Raw genomic sequence first — 21,335 nt, forward strand, 5'->3', positions numbered from 1 at the left:
GTTGACCTGCTGCTCGATCACCTGCGCGACCGCGAGATTCTCCGCGCCCCGCGGCCTGGAGCGCAGGAAGTCCCGGTAGCTCGCGCCGTGCGCGGCCGGGGCGTGGTCGATCACGTGCGGGTCCTCGGCGTGCACGATCATCAGTGCGTCGAACGCCCCGATCTCCCGTAGCGCGTCCGCCAGCTCGCCCGGTTCCAGGTGGGGGAACTCGTCCACGCCGGAGTGCAGCAGGAAGCACTTGAATCCGAACACGCCCGAGTCGTGCAGCCCGCGCAGCTCGCGCAGGTTGCCCGGTACGGCCCCGCCCCAGAAGCCGACGTCGACGTACACCCGTCCCTCGGCGGTCTTCCGCTTCGTCCGCAGCGCCGCGACATCGGTGGTCGGCGGGATGCTGTTCAGCGGCATGTCGATGATCGTCGTGACGCCGCCGGCCGCTGCCGCCCGGGTGGCGCTCCCGAAGCCCTCCCACTCGGTCCGGCCGGGGTCGTTCACGTGCACGTGGCTGTCGACGAGGCCGGGCAGCAGCACCTCGTCGTCGCCGAGCTCGACCACCTCGGCGGCCTCGAGGTCCGCATCCAGCGGCTCGACCGCGATCACCGTCCCGTCCCGTACGCCGATGCTGCGCGCCACCTCCCCGGCCGCGGTGACCACTCGACGGGCCCTGAACAGCAGGTCCAGCTCGGCCATCAGACGAAACCTCCATTGTCGATCGGCCACCCGGTCACGGTCTTGGGCCGTGGCGTCGCGTAGGTGCGCACCTTGCTCGTGGTGAGGCCGAGCCGGACGAGCCCCTCGGCGAGGGCGACCGCGGCGGCGACGCCGTCGACGACGGGTACCCCGGTGGCGGCGGTGATCTCCCGGCCCAGGCTGGCCATTCCGCCACAACCAAGACAGATCACCTCAGCTCGGTCGTCGACGACGGCTTTCCATGCCTCGGCGACGATCGCGTCGACGGCCCGGCCGGGATCCTCCTCAAGCTCGAGAACCGACAACCCGCTGGCCCGGATCGACGCGCACCGGTCGGCCAGCCCGGCGAGCCGCAACCTGTCCTCGATCTGCGGTACGGCGCGGTCCAGCGTCGTGACGACCGAGTACGTGCGGCCGATCAGCATCGCGACCTGCGCGGCCGCCTCGGTGATGTCCACCACGGGTACGTCGAGCAGCTCCTGCAGGCCCTCGCGGCCGTGCTCGCCGTATCCGGCCTGGATCACCGCGTCGTACGGCTCGGCGTACCGGACGACCCGGTCCATCACGGCGACCGCCGCCAGATAGCTCTCGAAGTTCCCCTCCACCGACTCCGGCCCGAACGACGGGGTGAGCCCGACGATCTCGACGCCTGGCGACGCGTACGCCGCGGCCTGCGCACGGATCGTCTCGGTCATCGACGCGGTGGTGTTCACATTCACGATCAGGATGCGCATCTCACTCCACCCGTCCGAGGCGCCCTGGCCCGGCCGGCTTGGTCAGGGCGCGGAGTCCGGGTGGGGCGACGCCGGCGAGGGCGCGGACCTCGGCCTCGTCGACGGCGCCGCACTCAAGGCCGCGGACGAGGAATCCGGCCATCGCCCGGGCGGTCGCGGGCTCGTCGAGGAAGCCCGAATCCGCGCGGTCGAGATAGCCGCGCAGCCGGGCGGCCGCGGCGGGCAGTCCCTCACGGAAGAACGCGTAGACGGCGGCGTACCGGCTGGGGAGCTGGGCCGGATGCAGGTCCCAGCCCTGGTGGATGCCGCCCTCCAGGGCGCGCCGGACCAGGCGCGCGTGCAGCCGCCAGGCGGCGCGGACCGCGTCGGTGCCGCCGACCGGGAGCACGTTGGTCGAGCCGTCGCTGACGCGTACGCCGGTACCGGCGGCGGCGACCTGCATCACCGCCTTGGCGTGGTCGGCGACCGGATGCTCCACGCTCTGGTACGCCGCCGACACCCCGAGCGCCGCCGAGTAGTCGTAGGTGCCGTAGTGCAGGCCCGTGCAGCGCCCGGCCGAGACGCGGATCATCGATGCCAGCGGCGAGACGCCGTCCGGGCCGAGGATCGCCTGCGGTGTCTCCACCTGGATCTCGAACCGCAGGCTCCCGCCTTCCAGCCCGTACGCCGCTTCCAGCCGCTCGGCGGCCAGCACCATCGCCTCCACCTGCTCGACGGAGGTCACCTTCGGGAGCGTGACGACGAAGCCGTCGGGCGGCGGGCCGAGAGTCTCCAGGAAGATCGCCAGGGTGCGCAGGCCGCGCCGCCGGGTCGGCGCCTCGAAACTCTTGAACCGGATTCCATGGAAGGGCGAGCCGTCGCCGGAGGCGACAGCGGCGGCGAGGGCCTCCGCGGCGGCCCGGGCGGTGGCGTCCTCGTCGGCGTCCGAGCGGTTGCCGTAGCCGTCCTCGAAGTCGATCCTCAGGTCTTCGACCGGCTCGCGCTCCAGCTTGGCCCGGACCCGGTCGTACACCTCCGCCGCCGTCCGCGGCGGCAGGTCGAGCGCGTCGGCGAATTCCACGACGGTCCGGCCGTGCTCGGCCAGCGCCGCCCGGGCCTCCCTGCCCCATGTCCGTACGGTGTCCGAGGTGTAGCGGTCGGCCGGGACGTAGACGGTGTGCACCGGCTGCCGGCCGGACGGCTCACCGGGGTAGGCCGTACGCAGTCGCTCGTCCGCCGCGGCGAGCCGGGTGTCGAGCTCGGCGGCGAGGCCGGCGCTGAGCTCGGCGGCGAGGCCGGCGCCGCTCATGAGCCGGCCTCGACGACGCGGAAGGACGCGGGGAACAACAGTGCCTGGTCGCGGCGCATGTGGTCACGCTCGGAGTAGGCGGCCTTCATCGTCTCGAAGTAGGTCTGTGCGCGGAGCCGCATCGACTCCTCATCCACCCCCGCGATCATCCGGTCGCGCATCACCGGCCGGCCGTCGATCACCACGGTGGACACGTCGGCGCCCGTGCAGTTCATCAGCAACGTCCTGATCGGGTCGTCGACGGGGCCGGTGCGTGGGCCGGAGAGGTCCACGACGACCAGGTCGGCCTTGGCGCCGGGGGCGAGCCTGCCCAGATCGTCCCGGCCCAGTGCGCGGGCGCCGCCCAGCGTGGCGGCCCGGTAGTAGTCGGCGGCCGAGCCCGCCTCCAGCCGTCCGGTGACCAGCTTGGCCAGGTTGTTGCCGTAGTCCATGTTGCGGATCATGTCGGGCGGGAAGGAGTCGGTGCCCAGCGCCATGTTCACGCCGGCCTCCCGGTAACGGTCGAAGTCGCGGAGCGCGTCGCCGTACCTGACGAAGGTGAGGGGGCAGTGCACGATCCCGGCCAGGGCCGCGAGCCGGTCCGGTGATCCCTCGAACGGCGTCTCGGGGTCACCGAGGTACAGGGCGTGCGGGATCAGCAGCCGGGGACCGAGCAGGCCCACCTCGGCCAGCACGTCCAGCGGGTGCCGGCCGTACCACTCGCGCAGCAACCGCAGCTCCGTCATCCCCTGCATGCAGTGCAGGCGGACCAGGCAGTCGAGTTCCTCCGCGGCTCGGGCGGTGGCGCGCAGCAGGTCGAGGGTGACGGTCTCGATGCGGCAGGGCAGCAGCGCCCCTCGGATCCGGCCGTCGTGGGCGCCGTCGACGTCCCGGACGAAGCGGATCGCGTCGGCGAGCCCCTTCTCGCCGAGCTCGGGCTCCCAGTGCACGTCCCTGCTGCCGTCGGCACGCAGCACGGGCACGCCGGAGCGGTAGGACGGACCCAAGTACATGCGCAGGCCGAGCCGTCCGGCGATCTCCACGACGCCGGCGAGCTCCTCGTACGACTCGGCCCAGGCGCTGTGCGTCTCGGCGGCGATCGGCATCGCCGTGGTGATGCCGTTGCGGATGAGCTGGGTGAGCGCGTACTCCCGCATGAAGAGCGTGTCCTCGAGCGGGAAGACGGCACGGCGCCGGTTGACGGCATAGTCCTGTGACCACCCCAGCCCGCTGGAGTCGGCGTGCCAGGTGTCGAGGATGGCGTGGTCGATGTCGGCCAGCGCGTCCAGGTCGATGAAGCCCGGCCCGACGATCGCCTCACCGGCGTCGATCACCTCGTCGACCGGGCCGTCGTAGGAGCGGCCGACGTGGACGATCCGGTCGCGGTCGTAGACGACGCACGCGTCACGGTGGATGACATGGTCGTCGCCGTCGAAGCCGATGACGAACGACGCCCTGACGAGAGTGCTCACTGTGTGTTCCTCCGGGTCGGCTTCCATCCGGGCCTGGGTACGGCGGCCAGCAGGGCCTTGGTGTATTCCTCCTGCGGCTCGCGCAGCAGGGCGCGGGTGGTTCCTCGCTCCACGACGCGGCCGTGACGCATCACGACGGCCGTGTCGCTGATCTGGTTGACCACGGCCAGGTCGTGGGAGATGAAGACATAACTGATCGACCGCTGCTCGCGGATGTCGGCGAGCAGGTTGAGGATCTGCGCCTGGATCGAGACGTCGAGCGCGGCGACCGCCTCGTCCAGCACCAGCACGCGTGGCTCCACCGCCAGGGCGCGGGCGATGGCCACCCGCTGGCGCTGCCCTCCGGACAGCTGTCTGGGCAGCATCGCGGCGTGACGTTCGGCCAGGCCCACGGATTCGAGCAGGTCCAGCGCCTTCTTCCGCCGCTCGGCGGGGGTGAGCGAGAAGTGCAGGGCAAGGCTCGTCTCGACGACGTCGCCGACCCGCTGCAGCTTGTCCAGCGAGGAATAGGGGTCCTGGAAGACGATCTGGATCTCTCGTGCCCGTCTGCGCCGCTCCCCGGCCGACACCCGGCCTGCCGGACGCGGCCGCCCGCAGACGCTGATCGTCCCGCTGGTGGGCGTCTCCAGGCCGAGCAGCATGCGGGCGACGGTGGTCTTCCCCGACCCGGACTCTCCCACGATGGCCAGCGACTCACCTTCGGCCACGGTGAAGGAGACCTCGTCGACCGCGGTGGCGGTGCCGTACGTCTTCCGTAGCCGCTCCGCTTCGATCACGCTCATGCCGTCTCCTCCGCCCTCAGGCAGGCGACCCCGCGGACGGACGGCGGCCGGCTCTCCCGGCAACGCGGCTCGGCCAGGTCGCAGCGTGGCGCGAACGCGCAGCCCTCCTCGGCTTCGAAGGCCGCCACGGGCCGTCCGGGGATCACCGGCAGCCGGTGCACCGTTCCCTCCAAACTGGGGCGTGATCTCATGAGGCCGCGCGTGTAGGGGTGGCGCGGCTCGCCGTCAAGGTCCTCCACGATCCGGCCCGCGTACATCACCGCGAGCCGGTCACATGTCGCGGCGGCCAGCTCCAGGTCGTGGGTGATCAACAGCATGGCCATGCCGTGCTCGCGGCGCAGCTCGTCCAGGATGGCCATGACCTCTGACTGGGTGGTCACATCCAGTGCGGTGGTCGGCTCGTCGGCCAGCACCAGGTCGGGTTCGACGGCGAGCACGGATGCGATCATGACGCGTTGCAGCAGGCCGCCGGAGAGTTCGTGGGGGTGCTGGCGCAGGCGCCGCTCACCGTCGGTGATGCCGACCTCCTTGAGGAGCTGTACGGCTCGCGCCGACGCCTGCCGTACCGGCATCCGCAGGTTGTGGACCATGGCTTCGGTGAGGAAGTCGCCGACGCTGCGGACGGGGTTGATGTGCGCCCGCGGATCCTGGAAGATCATCGCGATCCGCTTGGCCCGCAGCCGTCGCAGTTCCCTGCCCGAGGGCACCTCGGCGCCGTCGAAGACGATCCTGCCGGTCACGCGGGCGCCCGGCGGGGTCAGGCCGATGACCGCCCGGGCGGTCATCGACTTGCCCGACCCGGACTCTCCCACCAGCCCGACGGCCTCTCCTCTGCCGATGGTCAGGTCCACCTGCTCCACCAGCGTCCGCCAGCTCCGTCCGTACGGCACGGCCAGGCCGAAGCCTTCCAACGTCAACAGGCTCACGGCTGCCTCCCCAGGCGATCACCCAACAGGTTCACTGCGGCCACCACCAGCGCGATCAGCAGGCCCGCGCTCAGCGCCTCCAGCGGCTGGCCCCGCATGGCGCTGTCCAGGCCGCTCTTGACCATCAACCCCCAGTCGGCCGTGGGCGGCTGCACGCCCAGCCCGAGGAAGGAGACCGCCGCCACGTCGATCACCGCGAAGCCGAGCGCGGAGACCGACTGGGCGACGATGATCGGCCGCAGGTTGGGCAGCAGGTGGCGCAGGCAGATGGCGGTCGCGGAACGGCCCTGCACCCAGGCGGCGGCCACGTACGGCAGGTTGCGCTCACGCAGCGCCGCGCTCCGCACCACCCGAGCCACGTACGGGGTGTAGGCGACGGCCAGGCCGATCACCACGCCGGGGATGCCGGGACCGAGGACGGCCACGGTGACCAGCGCGAAAACGATGCCGGGCACGGAGAACAGCACATCCAGCAGGCGGGAGATGACCGCGTCCACCTTGCCGCCCGCCCAGGCGGCGACGATCGCCAGCGTGGTCCCCACGACACTCGCGACGCAGATCACCAGCACCGGGGCGAGCAACGTGGTCCGCGCGCCGTACATCAGCCGGGACAGCACGTCCCGGCCCAGGGCGTCCCCGCCCAGGGGATGCGCGACGGAAGCGCCGCCCAGCGCGTTGAACAGGTCGGGCAGGTCGGGGTCGTAGGGCGCGAGCAGCGGCGCGAGCAGGGTGATCACCACGGTGGCGGTCAGCAGGACGGCAGCGGCCACGCCCAGCCCGCCCAGGCGGCGGGTCACTGCCGCGACAGGCGCGGGTCGAGAGCGGAGTAGCACAGGTCCACCACCAGATTGATCAGGACGAAGGCGGTGACGAGCACGAGCACCACCGCCTGGACGATCGCGAAGTCGCGTTGCAGGATCGCGCGGACGAACAACGAGCCCAGGCCGTCCAGGGCGAAGATGCTCTCCACCACGACCGAGCCCGCGATCAGCCCGGCGACGTTCAGGCCGACCACGGTCACCACCGGGATGGCCGCGTTGCGCAGCACGTGCCTGCGGACGATGTGCCCTTCGGCCAGGCCGCGGCTGCGGGCGGTCTCCACGTGCTCCCGGCCCAGCTCCTCCGACACCGAGGCCCGCGTGATGCGGGCGAGGAACGCGGCGCTGGCCAGGCTGAGTGTTATCGCCGGGAGCGTGAGGTGGTGGATGCGGTCACCGAACCCGTTACCGGGCCCGAAGACCGGGAACCAGCCCAGTCCCAGCGCGAAGACGATGACGAGGATCACCCCGATCACGAACGGCGGCGTGGCCAGGAACACCGAGGAGATCAGGCTGACCGCGCCGTCGGCCTTGCCGCCGCGCAGCCCGGCCAGCAGGCCCATGGCCACGCCCCCGGCCACGATCAGCAGCGTCGCGTAGACCACCAGGAAGGCGGTCGTCGTCGCCCGGGAGGCCATCAGCGCGGAGACGTCCTGCCGATAGACCAGGGAGGTGCCGAAGTCGCCCGTCACCGCGTCACGCAGCCAGGCGGCGTAGCGCAGCAGGAACGGATCGTCCAGGTGGTACTGCGCGCGGATGGCCGCGACCTGCTCGGGGGTGCCGCTGCGGTTGCCGAGCAGGAACGCCATCGGGCCGCCGGGCACCAGGTAGAGCAGGCCGTACACCAGGAAGGAGGCGACCAGCAGGACCACGATCAGCCCTGCCAGTCGTTTCGCCAGGAACCTCATGCCGCGCCGAGGCCCGCGGCCCACGGGTAGTACAGGTAGGGGAAGGACGCGACGGCTCCGGTCACCCGCTTGTTCATGTACAGGATCACCGGCAGGTTGTTCAGCGGCATCCACGGCACGTCGGCGGTGACCTTCTGCTGGATCGTCGTCACCAGCGCCGCCCGCTCCGTCTCGTCGTAGGCCGCCCGCGCCTTCTTGATGTCGGCGTCCACGGCCGCGTAGTCGTTGAAGTTGGTGCGGCCGCCCGCCAGGAAGACGGTGTAGATGTCGAGCGGGTCGGGCACGTTGCCGTACCAGGTGGAGAAGAAGGCGTCGATGCCCTCACGGGCCTTGGGGTCGCTGTAGAGGTTCCCGTACTGTTCGACGGGGATCACCTTGATCTCGATCTTCAGGCCGAGCGCCTCGCCGGTCGCCTTGATCAGGTTGGCGGTCTGCTCGTGGACGGCCGAGCTGCCCTGGATCCCGATGGTGATGGTCTGGGTGGGCGAGCCGGCCTCGGTGAGCAACTGCTTGGCCTTGGCCAGGTCGGGCGTCTCCGGGGGGAGCGCGTCATAGGCCTTCTGGAAGGCGTCCCGCTGGTATCCCCAGTATTCGGCGCCGGCGAGGGTGCGCTGCGGCACCGCCGTCCCCTGGAAGACCACCTTGGAGATGGCCGCCCGGTCCAGCGCCAGCGACAGGGCCTGGCGGACCTTCGGGTCGGCGTACGGGCCGGTCTTGGCGGCGCCCAGCAGCGTCCAGAAGGTCAGCGACTTGCCGAGCGTGACCGAGCCGGTCGTGGACTGCTGGAGCTGGCCGAGCCCCGCGGGAGGCAGGTAGAAGTACTGCCCGTCCACCTCGCCGGAGCGCAGCGCGTTGACGGCGGTGGTCTCGTCGGCGATGAACCGGAAGACCAGTTCCTTGGTCTTGGGCCGCAACGCGGTGTCCCAGTAGGCGTCGTTGCGCTTGATCGTCAGCGAGTCGCCGGACTTCCAGCTCTCGTACTTGTACGGGCCGGTGCACATCACACCGCCGGTGGGCGAGCCCAGGTCCTTCTTCTTGGCGTACTCGGCGGAGACGATCGCGCCCGCCGCGGAGGCCATCGCCTGGTTGAACAGCACGTCGGGCTGCTTCAACGTGACGGTGACCTGCATCGGCCCCGTCGCCTTGATCGACTCCACGGTGTGGAAGTAGTCGCCCCACCAGGTGCCGAGTGCGGGATCGAGGTGGCGGTTGAGGCTGGCCGCGACGTCCTCGGCGGTCAGCGGCGTGCCGTCCCAGAACTTCACGCCGTCGCGGATCGTGTAGACCCACGTGGTCGGGCTGGGGTTGTCGGCCTTCTCGGCCAGGCCGGGTTCGATGCCGAACTCGGGGGTCAGCCGCAGCAGGCTCTCGCACATGTTGGCCAGCACGGTGTTCTCGGCGTAGTTGAACGACCTGATCGGGTCGACCGTCTGCGGCTCGTACGGCAGGTTCCACGTCGCCTTGTCCAGTTCCCCGGTGGCCGGGGCGGTGACGGTTTTGAGCTCCAGCTTGGGCGCTCCGCCCGCTCCTTGCTGTTGTTGCTGTTGCTGTTGCGGTGAGGCGGCCTGCTGGCCGCACGCGGTCAGGGCCAGCGCGAGGGCGGTGGCCACGGGTATGGCTCGACGGATCATCAATAGGACCTTTCGCGAACGTGTCCGTTGCGGACGACGAACTGGGGGATGGGTCTGTCCACGACGGCTTGGGCCATGGACTCGGCGCGGACCAGGATGAAGTCGGCGGGGTCGCCGGGCTGGAGCCGCGCCGGCTCCAGGCCCAGCAGGGCGGCGCCTCCGTGCGCCGCGATCTCGTAGCACGTGGCCAGCTCCTCATCGGTGCGGGCGTCGGTGCGGTAGGCGAGCAGGTGGGCGCGGTTGACCATGTCGCCGTCGCCGAACGGCGTCCACGGATCCCGCACCCCGTCGGATCCGAGGCCGACCAGCACACCGGCTTCGAGCAGCGGACCGACGGGCAGGACCGGGTCCGCGCCGAGCGCGCAGGTGGTCAGCGCGACCTCCGCCTCGGCCAGCGTCTCGGCGAGGTCCTCTCGGTCGGCCAGGCAGAAGGCGTGGCTGATCGTGGTCGGCACACCGCTGGACTTCGTCCTGCGAGCGATCTCCAGCACCTGCGCGACCCCTTGCTCACCGCCGTCGTGCAGATGGATGTCGAGCGGTACGGTGTGCCGCTCGGCCATGCCGTACAGCAGGTCGAGGTGTCCGTGCAGGTCGCCGTCGATGCCCACGGGGTCGAGCCCGCCGAGGATGTCCGCGCCCTCCTTCAGCGACTGCTCCATCAGCTCCGCCGTACCCGGCATCGAGAGCAGCCCGAGCTGGGGGAAGGCGACGATCTGCACGTCCAGCAGGCCCTCACGCGCCCGGGCCGCCTCCCGCACGCCGTGCACGTTGCTCAGCCCGTACACCGGGGCGACGTCCACGTGTGCCCGCCACGCCCGCGTACCGCGTGCGATCGCGTGATCCATGAGCGCCCCGGCCCGCTCGGCCACCGGCGCCGCCATCCCCGCCCGCGCCGCGACATCACCCTCGATCAGGTCGCGCAGCGTCCGGGCCGGAGTACGGCTCAGCCAGGGCTGGCCCCAGGTGGTCTTGTCGGGGTGGACGTGCGCGTCGACCGGGGCGGGCAGGGCGAGCAGCCCACCCGCTTCCACCACCTCGCATCCTTCTGTTCTGCGTTCCAGGGGGACGACGCGGCCGTCTTCGACCAGGACATCGTGGGGGCGGACATCGGTGAACAGAATCTGAGCCATACCGGCTGATCCCCTTAACTTGCGGGCAACAGTGGCATAGAATTATCAGACATCAGATGATTAGAGAAGAGGACGAATGCGGCAAGTGGGCCGGACCACCCTCGTCGACTCCGCCATACGTGAGCTCCGCGAAGAGATCTCGAGCGGCGTCTGGCCGGTCGGCACAAAGATCCCCTCAGAGAGCCAGCTGGCCGAGGTGCTGGGCGTGAGCAGGCTGTCAGTACGCGAGGCCGTCCGCGTTCTTGTCCACGCCGGCCTGCTCACCACACGTCAGGGCGACGGGACCTATGTCACCGCCACCGACGAGAGCGAGGTGGCGCTCAAGCGCCGCCTCGACCGCGCGGCGACGATGGACATCATCGACGTGCGGCGCGGCCTGGACCTCGTGGCGGCCCGGCTGGCCGCCGAACGACGGACACCGGAGGACCTTGACGCGCTGAGGGAGACGCTGGAGCGGCGCACCACCGCCCACCAGGCCATAGATCTCGACGCGTTCGCCGACGCCGACCTCGGCTTCCACCTGTCCATCGCCGCGGCTTCGCACAACCCGGTGCTGCTGGACCTGTATCGCGGCATGAGCGAGGCGGTGCGCGACACGCTCCTGCGCGACCACTGCATGGAACGTGCCGTGCTCAGCTCCGACTCCTCCCACCAGGAACTGTACGAGGCGATCGAGGCCGGCGACGCGGCGGGCGCCGTCAAGATCGCGCTCGCCATTCTCGACGAGCAGGAGCGCGGCCTCTGATGCTCCGCGTCCCGCCCGCCTCCAGCGGCGTGCGGGACAGGGGCCGCCGGCCGGGTGGGCGGGGGAGCGGGCCCGTGGAGACGACGGAAGCCCCCGCCCCTACGATGGACCGATGGCATCGATCAGGCAGATCCAAGTCACCTTCGACTGCGCGGACCCTGAGCGCGTCGCTCGTTTCTGGTGCGAGGTGTTGGGGTACGTCGTGCCGCCGCCACCGAAGGGGTTTGCCACTTGGGACGATTTCGATCGCGCACTGCCGCCTGAGCGCCAGGGGTCGGCGTTCGCGTGCGTCGACCCCTCAGGTGTGGGCCCGCGACTGTTCTTCCAGCGCGTTCCCGAAGGCAAGGTCGTCAAGAATCGGCTCCACCTTGACGTGCGGGTCGGCACCGGGCTCGTGGGTGAGGAGCGCCTGGCCGCGCTTGAGACCGAATGCGCACGACTGGTCGCGCTCGGCGCGGTACGCGTGCGACTACTGCCTGCCGACAGCGACAACGAGTCGTGCCTCGTGATGCAGGACATCGAGGGCAACGAGTTCTGTCTCGACTGAGTGGCCGCGAACGCACCACCTTCGCGGGTCGACCGGCCCGCCGACGCCCGGCGCGGCCTGCGGCAGTCCGGGAGGTCCGGCCCGACGCAGCCGCCCGTAAGCGTCTGCGCCGGGCCGGCGCCGAGCACCCCCGACGCCCCGGTCCGCCACATCACCCTCCGCCGGTCCATCCGGCCCGCCCCCGACGACGATGGGGCCCGGGACACAGGTGGCCGCTTGGACGGAGGACTGCTCGCTCAGCCCCCGCCCTTGGCCACGTAGTCGGCGGGCTCGTAGTGGAGTCGGAGCCGCTGGATCACGCCGTCGATGATCGTGAAGAACTCGGCGAGCCGGACGACGCCCTTGGGTAGATGGGCGTCGTAGAGAACGGCCGTGCCGTCCGGACCGTTGACCTCCTGGATCAGGTCGATCTTGCTGACGTTGGCGATGAAACCCCGGACACCCTGCCGGAACAGGGCTGCCCCGACGACGCGTCCAGCGATGGGCCCCTCGAAGTCGAGGTCGTCAGCCAGCAGGGGCACGAGCTCCTGGCCATCCCCGTAGTTCTCGATCCCACCGGTGAGGACCCGGTAGTACGCCCGGACCACGGAAGGCGCGTCGTCGCTGACGACGGTCATGTTGCTCTCCCTTCGAACACCTGATCGCTTGGTTGAGAAAATAAACCACCCAATAGAGATACTCAACCATCCCCGCTAAACTGGGCTCATGCGTTCGTACAACCAGTACTGCTCGATGGCACGCGCCCTGGATCTGGTTGGTGACCGCTGGGTCCTGCTGATCGTCCGCGAACTCCTCACCCAAGGCCCCTGCCGCTTCTCCGCCCTGCGCCGCGGACTGCCCGGCATCGCCAGCAACCTGCTGGCCGACCGGCTGCGCGAGATGGAGTCGGCCGCACTGATCGCCCGGCACGATGAGCCGCCCCCGGTCTCCGCGACACTGATCAGCCTCACCGACCGCGGCCGCGACCTCAGCGGCGTCGTCCGCGAGCTGACCCGCTGGGGCGCACCCCTGATGATCGACCCGCCGCTTGACGACGAGTTCCGGGCGCACTGGCTCTCGCTGCCCCTGCGCCATCTGTGCCGCGACAACTCACCCGATGAGCCGCCCGTCACCGTGCGCGTCGGCGACCTGCACGACGGCTGCGACATCATCGCCGCACACGGCCAGGTCGACGTGCACCCCTGTTCGACCGCACGGCAGCCCGGAGCGACGGTCACGGCTCCGCCGCAGGTGCTCGTCGCGCTCTTCACCGGACAGATGACCCTGCGGACGGCCGAGATCCAGGGACTGGTCGTCGACGGCTCCGCGGCCGCACTGCAACGCCTTCTCCCGAACAGAGGACACGCCGATGCCTGACGGTCTACCGAACAGAGGGCACGCCGATGCCTGACGGTCACGACGCGCTGGGGCTCCTTGAGGAGATCGCCGCAGACTTCGGCGGCGGACCCGATGTCGTCCTGGGGACGATGTTCCGCAGCCCGGGGCTCCGCGTCGGCGGCAAGATCTTCGCGTTCCTCGGCCATGACGGACAGCTCATCGTGAAGCTCCCCCAGGATCGAGCTGGGCGGCACGTCGACGCGGGAACCGCCGGACGGGTGACCATGGGCAAGCGGACCATGCGGGAATGGGTCGCGTTCCCGGCCCAGGAGAGCGACACGGCGACACTCGCGCTGTGGCGGAACGTGGCGCACGACGCCCACCAGTACGTCCTCGCCCTGCGAGGATCAAGCTGACCGCCGGGCCCGCACCCATCTGCGCCGCCCATGACGTCGCCGGTAGGCGGAGCTGCCGTACGGCTGTACGAGCGGGCGGGTTTCGAGGAGGTGTGCGGCTACCACTACCGCACGGCGCCATGATCGGGGTCTTCTCGACCGACCGGTGTCGGACAGAGCACAGCATTCGGAGCAGAGCCGGGCACGGAATGCGTGATCCGGATTCCCGGCTCTGCTCGTTCCGCCGTAGGGAAGAAGTCAGACCGAGGGCTTGCGGAACTGCCTGATCATCGCTGCGTAACTGTCGTCGGCGTGGCCGTCGGTGGCCGCACGCCTGGCCAGTTCCAGGAAGAGATTCGGCAACTCGGTGTTGACGCCGAGCGCCTCGGCCTCCTGGACCAGGTGTTCCATCCCGCCCATGTGGACGGCAACGGTGGCGTCGGCGGCCGGATACCTGCCCTCGTCGATCTGCTGCGCGTATGCGGAAACGTAGTCGGCCGTCACGTTGATCGCGGTGTTGGCCAGGGTCGCGAAAGTCGTCGCCTTGACGTTCGCGGCGCCCAGCAGTGCGGCCCCCTGCAGGAAGCCGTTCAGGACACCCCACATGATGCTCAGGACGGACATGTCGTACAGGGCAGACAGGCCGTGGTCCTCGTCGAGGTAAACGGTTCCGGTCTCGCTGAGTGTCTGCAGGGTGGCCTGGTGCTCCTCGAAGGCGACCTTCGAGCCGGAGTACAACAGCGTGGCATCGGCGGTGCCGACGGCCTGGGGAAGGGCAAGGATCGCCCCGTCGAGGTAAGCGCTGTCGAGCTTGGCCGCCCATCCGGCGGTCTCGCGAGCCTGGGTGGAACTGGCCGTGGTCAGGTTGACGAGGGTACGGCCGGCCAGCGAGGGGCCGACCGGGTCCAGCAACTCATGCACGGCGTCGTAGTCCGAGACACAGACAACGACGAGTGGGCTTGCCTCGACCGCGCTCTTGATCGAGTCGGCCAGGGTGGCACCGTTGGCGACGAGATCGTCAGCCTTGGCTGCCGATCGGTTCCAGACGGTGGTCGGGTGACCGTTCATCAGGAAGGCCGTGGCCAGCGCATGGCCCATCAGTCCCAGGCCGACAACGGTGACCGGCGATTGCGAGGCGGAAAGGGGGGACATATGTGCTCCTGCGTATCTCATGCGGCGTCCGCCGCGACGGGTGTGGTTGCCGTGGTTGAGGTCTGGGCGTAGTAGGTCGCCGGTCCGGACGGCCCGGCCAGGCATGTCGTACTGGTCATCCGGACGGCCCGGCCAGGCATGTCGTGCTGGTCACCGGGTCCGGCTATCGGCCGTTGCGGCGAGGTGGCCAGAGCGGCGGTCCCGCCGTGCCGCGGGCGCCTCATACGAAGAACCCGACGATGCTGCGGATGCGGCCCCCGGCGAACTCGACGACGTCGTAGCCGGTGGCGACCGTGCCGAGTTTCCAGCTGAACAGCGCGCGGTCGTGGTGGGCGCCGACCACGGTGTCGAGGGTGAACCTCAGGTCGCCGAGCTTCTCCCGGGCGCGGCCGATCGCCTCGGACAGTTCGGCGTGCCCACGCAGGCCCGCGTTGGCGGGGTCGGTGTAGAGCGAGTCCTCGGTGAGGACGGACTTCATCAGTGTCACCCGGGTGGCGGCGTCTCGCTCGTTCCAGATGTCGAGGTAGGCGAGGATCACATCGGTGGTGCTCACTTGCCGGCTCCTTCCAAGGGGACGTTCGCTGTGGCCGCGGAGCGGGCCTGAGGGCGAGGGCGATCAGCGCCACGTATCCGATGTCGCAGTCGAGCGCCACGATGATCCGGGTCAACGCCGACAGCCCCGGGACGAGGTCCTTCTCCGGTCACAAGCCCTCATTTCTATATGCCGTCGTGTTACTACACGGCGTTCAGACTTAGCACGATGTAGATTAGACCAACCCTGTAGACTGTCAAGGGTGAGCGACCACACGACGAGCCGCCGCGACCGGCTACGCGCCCAGACCAGCGCCGAGATCAAGGCGATCGCCATGAAGCTCATGGCGGACGGCGGCCCGGACGCAATCTCGCTACGCGCGATCGCCCGCGAGATGGGCATGACGGCCGGCGCGATCTACAGCTACTTCGCCACCCGCGACGACCTCATCACGACGCTCATCGGCGACGTCTACACCTCGGCGGTCGACGCCGCCGAGGCCGCCCGTGACGCGGTGCCGGAGACCGATCCGGGCGGCCGGATCCTGGCCTGGGCCCAGGCCATGCGCGAGTGGGCGTTGGCCAACCCCGAAGGCTTCCGGCTGATCTACGGCGACTCCGTGCCCGGCTACCGTCCGCCCGACGACGGCCCCGGCAAGCAGGCCGAGGTGCGCGCCTGCAACGGACTGATCGGCCTCGTCGCCGCAGCCTGGCCGGCGGTCCAGGCGCGCCGGTCCGAGGACCGCGCCTACAGCTGGGCCGACTTCGACCCGGACCTGGTGGCCCATGTCCGGAAGGACTTTCCGGACCTGCCACCGGCAGGCATCGCGATGACGCTGAGGGTGTGGGGCCGCATGCACGGGCTCGTGGCCCTGGAGATCTACGGCCACCTGCGCACCGCCATCCAGGACCCGGCCGTTGTCTACCGCGACGAGATGCACGACCTCGTCGCCTCCCTCGGCCCCATGCCGTGACCGCCGCCCACAGTCAGCGGGGGTCCGGCGAACGGGTCGATCACGAGGAGCACATGGCTGACGCCGCCGGCCTCACCCTCCTGCGGCACGATCACCTCACTGGATCCGGTCACGCCGTGCGGCCATCACGGGTGACCGGGACGTACTGCCCCTTGAAGCCAGAACCCGACTGCCCTGGAGAAGTCGTCATGACCATGCCTGAACATGTCACGACCTGGCGCGACGCTCGCTACGACATGCCTGTCAGTCAGCAGCTGGAGCGCTACAACGAGTTGGCCGCCAAACACGCGTCGGCTCGCGCCCGGATCGAGCTGGTGGACCGAGGGATCTATGACCCCGCCCGGCATGGAGCTGATGACCGTCCTCCGCTCACCGTGGCCGAGCACATTGAACTGCTGGCGCTGGCGGAGTGCATCGCACGCACCGTGCGCCATCCCGCCAACGTCCACCACGCATTGCTGGCCGGGGTCACTTGGGCCGATATCGCCCATATTGTCGACTCCGACGAGCTCGCCGTTCGGCGGGACTACCAGCAATGGGCTGACGACCAGCATGACCTCAACCGGCACGACCCCAGCCTCGGCATGACCACCGATGAGCACGCCGCTGCGACCGCCAGAGCTGCGGAGGGGGTGGGAGGCACCTTCTCACGGACCGTGACACCCACAGATCCGGGTCCAGCCGAGATACGGCCAGAACCGGCCATGGGTTGATCTTGAAGCCCCCAACCTGAGCGAAGTGCCAATCGCCAGTACGGCCAAGCTCCGCTTCCACTTCCGAGATGAGCCAATCTCGGAAGTCGACTCCATGCCGCGCTTCCGAGATTCCGCGTCCCAGAGTCGCGGAGACACTTCGGTCCACTTCCGAGATTACGAGCACGATCGACTGATGGCCGGTCTTCCCCGTATCTCGGCTGGACCCGTATGGTGGCCAACCCCGCAAAGCCTCATTATTCATGGCCGGACGGGTGGCGGCTGGAGACGACACCGGAGGGAACCGGCCACCTGATCCAGAAGGGGGCAGAGCGCGCCCCGGTCCAGAATGCCTGACCGAAGGCGGGCCGGCGGTGGCGCCTCTGAGGCGGATACGGGACAGTGGCATACTTCTGTCCGGTACAGAAAACCGCGCGCGGCGCGCTGACCTGCGCAAACATCCGGCGTGAAACGGGGCGCCGACAGTCGGGCGGATAGCTGTCCGCTTTGTGGTGGTTTCTGGGGTGAATATCCAGGCCCGTACTCGGGCCTGACATGCGCGATGCCGGCACCCCGTCAGCAGGAGCCCTCCACGGACCTGGAGACGATGCACGGAGTCCCGTGCAGTTTTGTACGGAAGCCCGTACATCCTTGGAGGCGATCATGCCGTCGGCGTCTATCGAGCACCACGACCCGGCCGGGGCCGGCCCCGCGCTCACCGACTTCATCGTCCGAGTCGACCAGGACGAACTCGCGGCGCTCGCGGAAAGCCCGCGCGGGCGGGCCGACCTCACCGACTTCTCCCACGCGGTGGTGTGGGCACTGATCCTGCTGCGGACCCTGGAGCGGCAGGGCACCTACGCCGGCGAGGTCGACGACGACCGGGCGCACCTGTGGGGACTCATCCGCGCCCTGGAGCGGACGCTGCTGCCCCGGATGCACGGGGTCCGCGACGCCGCCGTCCGTTGGCACGCCAAGCTCGGCGGCAGTCATGGGGACCTGGCCGGCGCGATGGGCGTCGCGCGCTCCACCGCCTCGACCCGCGTCCAGGCCCTGGTCGAGCGCGAGCCGTCCGAGGGTGAGCGGTGGGCTCTTGGCCGCTCGGCCGCAGCCCCGGCCCGGCACACCGTGGTCCTCGACCTCGACGACGAGCACACCCACTTCGTGCTCACCGAGGCCCTGCGTGACTTCGCCGCCCGCCAGCGCCAGGAGGCCGACCACGAGGACGCTCAGGCGGGGGAGTCCAGCGAGGATGGCTCTGGCCGCCGTGCGTGGGCGACGGCCGCCGACACGCTCCTCGATCGTCTCGACGCCGCCGTGTGAGAGGGAGCTGTGACGCGCGGCGGAAGGGCTAAGTTCCCGCACGTCACCGACGGACAGAGCGGCGCCGCAGGGAGACGGCCGACCTCCTCACGTCTGCTCCGCTCCCAGGTCGCGGGCCTGTAGCCGTACGTGAAGCCGTCACCGGGTCCCGGCCGGCGACGGCTTTGCGTACGGCTCGCCGGGCCCGCCAGGCGGCCGTCCGGCAGGCCGGCCGGTCATAGATCGCATCGCGGCGGTAGCCCAGGAGGCCGACGACGAATCGCTGCCCGCACACCGGGCAGGCCCGGGACACCTCGGTCACGCGCCCGGCCACCACGGCCTTGACGAACTGACGGCGCCGGCGCGCGGCCGCCGCACGGCAGGCCGGGCCGCAGTAGACCGCGTCCGCGCGGGCGGTGGCCCGCAGCGGCTTCTTGCACAGCCGACACCGGCGGAGACCGGCCATGCCTCCACCGTACGCCCGGCGCCGGACTGTCCTGTCTCACTGAAGTTGGCGTGAGGGCGATGCGCTGACCTGCTGTGCGCCAGCTTGAGTGAGGCGACATGAACGCGGATGTCTCATCGAAGGTGGCGCACGCGACCGTTCGTCTCATTCAACCTGGCGCGTGATCGTGCAATTTCGAGGTTCACGTAGGTGGTCTCACCGGTCATTGAGACGTCGCAGGTGGAGCGTCATGGGCGGGTGATCCTGCTTGTGATGGTCGAGCCCTCCTCATGTATCCATGCCTCGGCCCGAGGTAGCCGCTCCTTGGCCACCTCGTCCCAGTAGCGCTTGAACACCGAATCCTTTTCGGCCGCGGCGCGCATGCCGACGTGGAATCCGCCGATCATGCGCGTCGCAGTGGGAACCAGGGCATGGCGCTGCTCAGCTGTCATGCCGTAGGCGTCGGCGAATATGGCGACGCGGTGGGGAATATCGAGGTCTACGAAGGCGGGTGCTCTGTCCTTGGGATGCAGGAGTGGTGCCCACCAGTAGAGCGCGTTGGCGATGTCGTAGACCCTGGTGGTCGGCTTGGCCAGGTCGAAGTCGATGAGTGCCGCAGGCAGGCCGTCGCGGAAGACGACATTGCCGGGGCAGTAGTCGCGGTGGCTGACCAGCAGCGGTTCCCCGTCAGAAGTTGAAGCCGTGACCAGCGCTCCTGGAATTCCTCCCCAGATGGCGTCAGCAGGTTGCACCCAGTCCTGGGCGGCGTCGTGCAGCCGCCGGATAAGCCGCGCCAGGCCAACCAGAACCTCCTCCTTCGCCGTTTCTGGTGGAAGTGGCTCGCGGGGAACATCACCAGGGACAAACGACAAGACCTCACGGCCTCGCTCGTCGAGTCCGAGTGGAACGGGTGCCTCGGAGAATCCGACGGCGTGCAGGTGTTTCAGGTAGGCCTGGATCGTGAGAGTGAAGGGTCGGACGGGGCGGCGCACGGTGTCTCCCACCCGCACGATGCCCTGAGTGACGCCGTCGCTGACCAATGGTTCCTCATTGGGCTGGCCGAGGTCGTGGCGTGGATCAGTCAAGGGATCTCCTTCGCGGCGGTCTGGGGCAGCTGTCTCATGTCCCTGGGCGCATGATCATGGCATCACGCCAGGTTGCTGAGACAGAAGGACCCACGCGCCAGGTCTCATGAGACGCGCGCCAGCTTCCGTGAGACAGGACACGGACCGTCTGGGGGCGGTCCGCGAGTTGCCTCCAGGCGATCAAGCATGTCTGTGGGAACGTGCATTCCCGGTGATAAGCGATCTTCCTGTGGGAAGTCACATTCTCCGGGGTGATCCGCCCCGGCCGCCGGGCAGGTCTACGCGCTGGCCGGCAGATCGCCCGAGGTACGGCACCGGCACGGCACGGTGACCAGAGTGCGCGCGGTCGCGTTCAGGTGGGCGACCGTCCCCGAATCCAGGCAGTAGCTGCAGCCCAGGGCAGCGGCGACGGCGGGCTCGGACCAGATGCGATGTTCCCAGGCCGCAGGCCGCTGCGGCGGGGTGCCCTCGCCGCGTTCAGCGGGCTCGTGCTCGCCGCCGACCCAGCCCAGGCCACCGCAGAAGGTGCACGCGATGCGCAGACGGCCCAGGCGCTGGCCGCCGTCGCCGTCGCACTCGGGGCAGGTGATCGGGTCGGTCATTTCCGCCCGGTCCCGGCGCACGCGGAGCAGGGCACCCACACCGACTGTTTCTTGCTGCTGCCGTTGCGGTCGACCCATTCGCCGGCGGCGCCCAGGCAGATGCGGAGGGCCTGGACCCATTCGACAGCAAACTACCCTACCGGGGTGCAGTATTTTTGGATCTACTGGTAAACGTAGGACCATCTCCCATGAGGAAGCTTCATGAGCATCAGCTCCGAGCGCGACCTCGCTGACTTTCTGATCACCTACATCCGGGACATGGCCGTCTCCGACGAGGAGCCTGACGCGATCCTTGACCGCTACTTCGTTCCGGACTTCGAGTACTGCAACGACGGGCTCGTGATCGACCGGCAGCGCATGATCGATCATGTCCGCCCTGTCCGTAAGAATGTCGACAAAGAGGCGATGACCGCTGACGACTGGTCTGGTGTTGAGATCCACGAGGCGCTGGTCTCAGGTGACCGGATCGCCGCTCGGTGGACCTTGCGCACCAAGTTGCGCAAGGGTAAGACCTTCGCGGCGGAGATCTACATGTTCGGCCACCTGGCCCCAGATGGTCGGATCCGCCGGATCGATCAGATCAGCAAGCAGCTGGAAGAAGCACAGTAAGCACGTTGCCGGAATGTCCTTGGTCATGCCGCACATGCCGCCAAGCACTACGACGACGACCAGCTCGCACGCACGAGATCCGCGGGCTGCGTCCGGACGTCGCGGCAGATCTAGGCCCTCCGCTCGGGTCGGTGTCATAGGCCGCAAAGTAGGAGCGTATCCCCAGGTCAGGACAGCGCGCCGATGCCTGTCGGAGTCCGCTCACCGACCCGTTTACCGACGTTGATTCTCGGCACGAGTTCTCGACGCTCACCACCTGCGACCTCGTAGTTTCCCTGCGGAGTGTCGACAGACGAAGGGGTCCGGCCCACATAAGCCCAAAACCCACATTCGATTTTGCTGGGCTGCTGATGTACCGGATAACGCACCCGAGTCGCGCGGCGACTGTTCCGGTGAACCCGCAGGTCGCCGATACCTCGGCGACGGCCATGTACCGGATAACCGTCCCTTATCCGGTACATCAACCCGTGTCCGCCGCGCGCTGCCCCCCAGGCTCCTCGCCGGCGAGCAACACCTGGTGAATGTGGGTATTGGGCTTATATGGGCCGGGCCTCGTCCTGCTTTGCAACGGCTGGCCACCGCGC

Annotated in this window: 23 protein-coding genes; 8 read left to right on the forward strand and 15 right to left on the reverse strand. The window is 69.4% G+C overall.

Annotated elements, in window-relative coordinates; all coding sequences use genetic code 11:
• The 10 genes from ACWDS7_RS31125 to ACWDS7_RS31170 form a co-directional block, all read right to left on the reverse strand.
• On the reverse strand, positions 1 to 687 hold a 687-nt coding region (locus ACWDS7_RS31125; protein WP_451932158.1), incomplete at its 3' end, for an amidohydrolase family protein.
• Positions 687 to 1,421 carry an aspartate/glutamate racemase family protein gene (locus ACWDS7_RS31130; RefSeq protein WP_451932159.1) on the reverse strand — a complete coding sequence of 245 codons (735 nt, stop codon included), beginning with the start codon at positions 1,419 to 1,421 and terminating at the stop codon, positions 687 to 689. The genes ACWDS7_RS31125 and ACWDS7_RS31130, both read right to left, overlap by 1 nt.
• Position 1,422: 1 nt before the next feature.
• Positions 1,423 to 2,709 (reverse strand): DUF6986 family protein, encoded by a 1,287-nt coding sequence (locus ACWDS7_RS31135; protein ID WP_451932160.1) that lies wholly within the window; start codon positions 2,707 to 2,709, stop codon positions 1,423 to 1,425.
• Positions 2,706 to 4,160, reverse strand: a complete 1,455-nt coding sequence (locus tag ACWDS7_RS31140) for an amidohydrolase family protein (protein WP_451932161.1) — start codon at positions 4,158 to 4,160, stop codon at positions 2,706 to 2,708. The genes ACWDS7_RS31135 and ACWDS7_RS31140 overlap by 4 nt, the downstream gene beginning before the upstream one ends.
• Positions 4,157 to 4,942 (reverse strand): ABC transporter ATP-binding protein, encoded by a 786-nt coding sequence (locus ACWDS7_RS31145; protein WP_306871425.1) that lies wholly within the window; start codon positions 4,940 to 4,942, stop codon positions 4,157 to 4,159. Before ACWDS7_RS31145 ends, ACWDS7_RS31140 begins: the two co-directional genes overlap by 4 nt.
• A complete protein-coding gene (locus ACWDS7_RS31150) occupies positions 4,939 to 5,868 on the reverse strand; it encodes an ABC transporter ATP-binding protein (RefSeq protein ID WP_306871423.1) in 930 nt (309 codons plus the stop codon). The genes ACWDS7_RS31145 and ACWDS7_RS31150 overlap by 4 nt, the downstream gene beginning before the upstream one ends.
• Positions 5,865 to 6,665: an ABC transporter permease gene (locus tag ACWDS7_RS31155; RefSeq protein ID WP_451932162.1), complete on the reverse strand. Its 801-nt coding sequence runs from the start codon at positions 6,663 to 6,665 to the stop codon at positions 5,865 to 5,867. Before ACWDS7_RS31155 ends, ACWDS7_RS31150 begins: the two co-directional genes overlap by 4 nt.
• Entirely contained in the window at positions 6,662 to 7,594 is a 933-nt protein-coding gene (locus ACWDS7_RS31160; RefSeq protein ID WP_306871418.1) for an ABC transporter permease, read from the reverse strand. The genes ACWDS7_RS31155 and ACWDS7_RS31160 overlap by 4 nt, the downstream gene beginning before the upstream one ends.
• Positions 7,591 to 9,225 (reverse strand): ABC transporter substrate-binding protein, encoded by a 1,635-nt coding sequence (locus ACWDS7_RS31165; protein WP_451932163.1) that lies wholly within the window; start codon positions 9,223 to 9,225, stop codon positions 7,591 to 7,593. Before ACWDS7_RS31165 ends, ACWDS7_RS31160 begins: the two co-directional genes overlap by 4 nt.
• A complete protein-coding gene (locus ACWDS7_RS31170; protein ID WP_451932164.1) occupies positions 9,225 to 10,355 on the reverse strand; it encodes an amidohydrolase family protein in 1,131 nt (376 codons plus the stop codon). The genes ACWDS7_RS31165 and ACWDS7_RS31170 overlap by 1 nt, the downstream gene beginning before the upstream one ends.
• Positions 10,356 to 10,431: 76 nt before the next feature.
• Here ACWDS7_RS31170 and ACWDS7_RS31175 point away from each other — a divergent pair, with 76 nt between their 5' ends.
• A complete protein-coding gene (locus ACWDS7_RS31175) occupies positions 10,432 to 11,100 on the forward strand; it encodes a FadR/GntR family transcriptional regulator (protein ID WP_451932165.1) in 669 nt (222 codons plus the stop codon).
• Between the two features lie 112 nt (positions 11,101 to 11,212).
• Complete coding sequence (locus tag ACWDS7_RS31180; protein ID WP_451932166.1) at positions 11,213 to 11,647, forward strand: VOC family protein; 435 nt, start codon at positions 11,213 to 11,215, stop codon at positions 11,645 to 11,647.
• A 236-nt stretch (positions 11,648 to 11,883) separates the two neighbouring features.
• Here ACWDS7_RS31180 and ACWDS7_RS31185 read toward each other — a convergent pair whose 3' ends face one another.
• Positions 11,884 to 12,264: a nuclear transport factor 2 family protein gene (locus ACWDS7_RS31185; protein ID WP_451932167.1), complete on the reverse strand. Its 381-nt coding sequence runs from the start codon at positions 12,262 to 12,264 to the stop codon at positions 11,884 to 11,886.
• 88 nt (positions 12,265 to 12,352) lie between these two features.
• On the opposite strand from ACWDS7_RS31185, the gene ACWDS7_RS31190 reads away from it, so the two are divergent.
• Together ACWDS7_RS31190 and ACWDS7_RS31195 are read left to right on the forward strand one after the other, a co-directional pair.
• The gene (locus ACWDS7_RS31190) at positions 12,353 to 13,003 is read left to right on the forward strand and encodes a winged helix-turn-helix transcriptional regulator (RefSeq protein WP_451932168.1); all 651 of its coding nucleotides are present in this window, start codon (positions 12,353 to 12,355) and stop codon (positions 13,001 to 13,003) included.
• A gap of 26 nt (positions 13,004 to 13,029) precedes the next feature.
• Complete coding sequence (locus ACWDS7_RS31195) at positions 13,030 to 13,380, forward strand: hypothetical protein (protein ID WP_451932169.1); 351 nt, start codon at positions 13,030 to 13,032, stop codon at positions 13,378 to 13,380.
• A gap of 237 nt (positions 13,381 to 13,617) precedes the next feature.
• Here the strand turns inward: ACWDS7_RS31195 and ACWDS7_RS31200 are convergent, their stop codons facing one another.
• On the reverse strand, positions 13,618 to 14,511 hold the full coding sequence (locus tag ACWDS7_RS31200; RefSeq protein WP_451932170.1) for an NAD(P)-dependent oxidoreductase: 894 nt from the start codon (positions 14,509 to 14,511) through the stop codon (positions 13,618 to 13,620).
• 220 nt (positions 14,512 to 14,731) lie between these two features.
• Complete coding sequence (locus tag ACWDS7_RS31205) at positions 14,732 to 15,064, reverse strand: nuclear transport factor 2 family protein (protein WP_451932171.1); 333 nt, start codon at positions 15,062 to 15,064, stop codon at positions 14,732 to 14,734.
• 241 nt (positions 15,065 to 15,305) lie between these two features.
• Here ACWDS7_RS31205 and ACWDS7_RS31210 point away from each other — a divergent pair, with 241 nt between their 5' ends.
• From ACWDS7_RS31210 to ACWDS7_RS31220, 3 genes are all read left to right on the forward strand, one after another.
• Positions 15,306 to 16,016, forward strand: coding sequence for a TetR/AcrR family transcriptional regulator (locus ACWDS7_RS31210; protein WP_451932172.1), 711 nt, complete (start codon positions 15,306 to 15,308; stop codon positions 16,014 to 16,016).
• Positions 16,017 to 16,204: 188 nt separating this feature from the next.
• A complete protein-coding gene (locus ACWDS7_RS31215) occupies positions 16,205 to 16,729 on the forward strand; it encodes a hypothetical protein (protein ID WP_451932173.1) in 525 nt (174 codons plus the stop codon).
• Positions 16,730 to 17,371: 642 nt separating this feature from the next.
• The gene (locus tag ACWDS7_RS31220) at positions 17,372 to 18,031 is read left to right on the forward strand and encodes a hypothetical protein (RefSeq protein WP_451932174.1); all 660 of its coding nucleotides are present in this window, start codon (positions 17,372 to 17,374) and stop codon (positions 18,029 to 18,031) included.
• Between the two features lie 672 nt (positions 18,032 to 18,703).
• On the opposite strand, the gene ACWDS7_RS31225 is transcribed toward ACWDS7_RS31220, so the two are convergent.
• Together ACWDS7_RS31225 and ACWDS7_RS31230 are read right to left on the reverse strand one after the other, a co-directional pair.
• Positions 18,704 to 19,540 (reverse strand): phosphotransferase enzyme family protein, encoded by an 837-nt coding sequence (locus tag ACWDS7_RS31225; RefSeq protein ID WP_451932175.1) that lies wholly within the window; start codon positions 19,538 to 19,540, stop codon positions 18,704 to 18,706.
• A 278-nt stretch (positions 19,541 to 19,818) separates the two neighbouring features.
• Entirely contained in the window at positions 19,819 to 20,142 is a 324-nt protein-coding gene (locus ACWDS7_RS31230) for a hypothetical protein (protein WP_451932176.1), read from the reverse strand.
• A gap of 201 nt (positions 20,143 to 20,343) precedes the next feature.
• Here ACWDS7_RS31230 and ACWDS7_RS31235 point away from each other — a divergent pair, with 201 nt between their 5' ends.
• A complete protein-coding gene (locus ACWDS7_RS31235; RefSeq protein WP_451932177.1) occupies positions 20,344 to 20,751 on the forward strand; it encodes a nuclear transport factor 2 family protein in 408 nt (135 codons plus the stop codon).
• The last annotated feature ends 584 nt before the right edge of the window (positions 20,752 to 21,335 follow it).

This window comes from Streptosporangium sp. NPDC003464 (assembly GCF_053588315.1).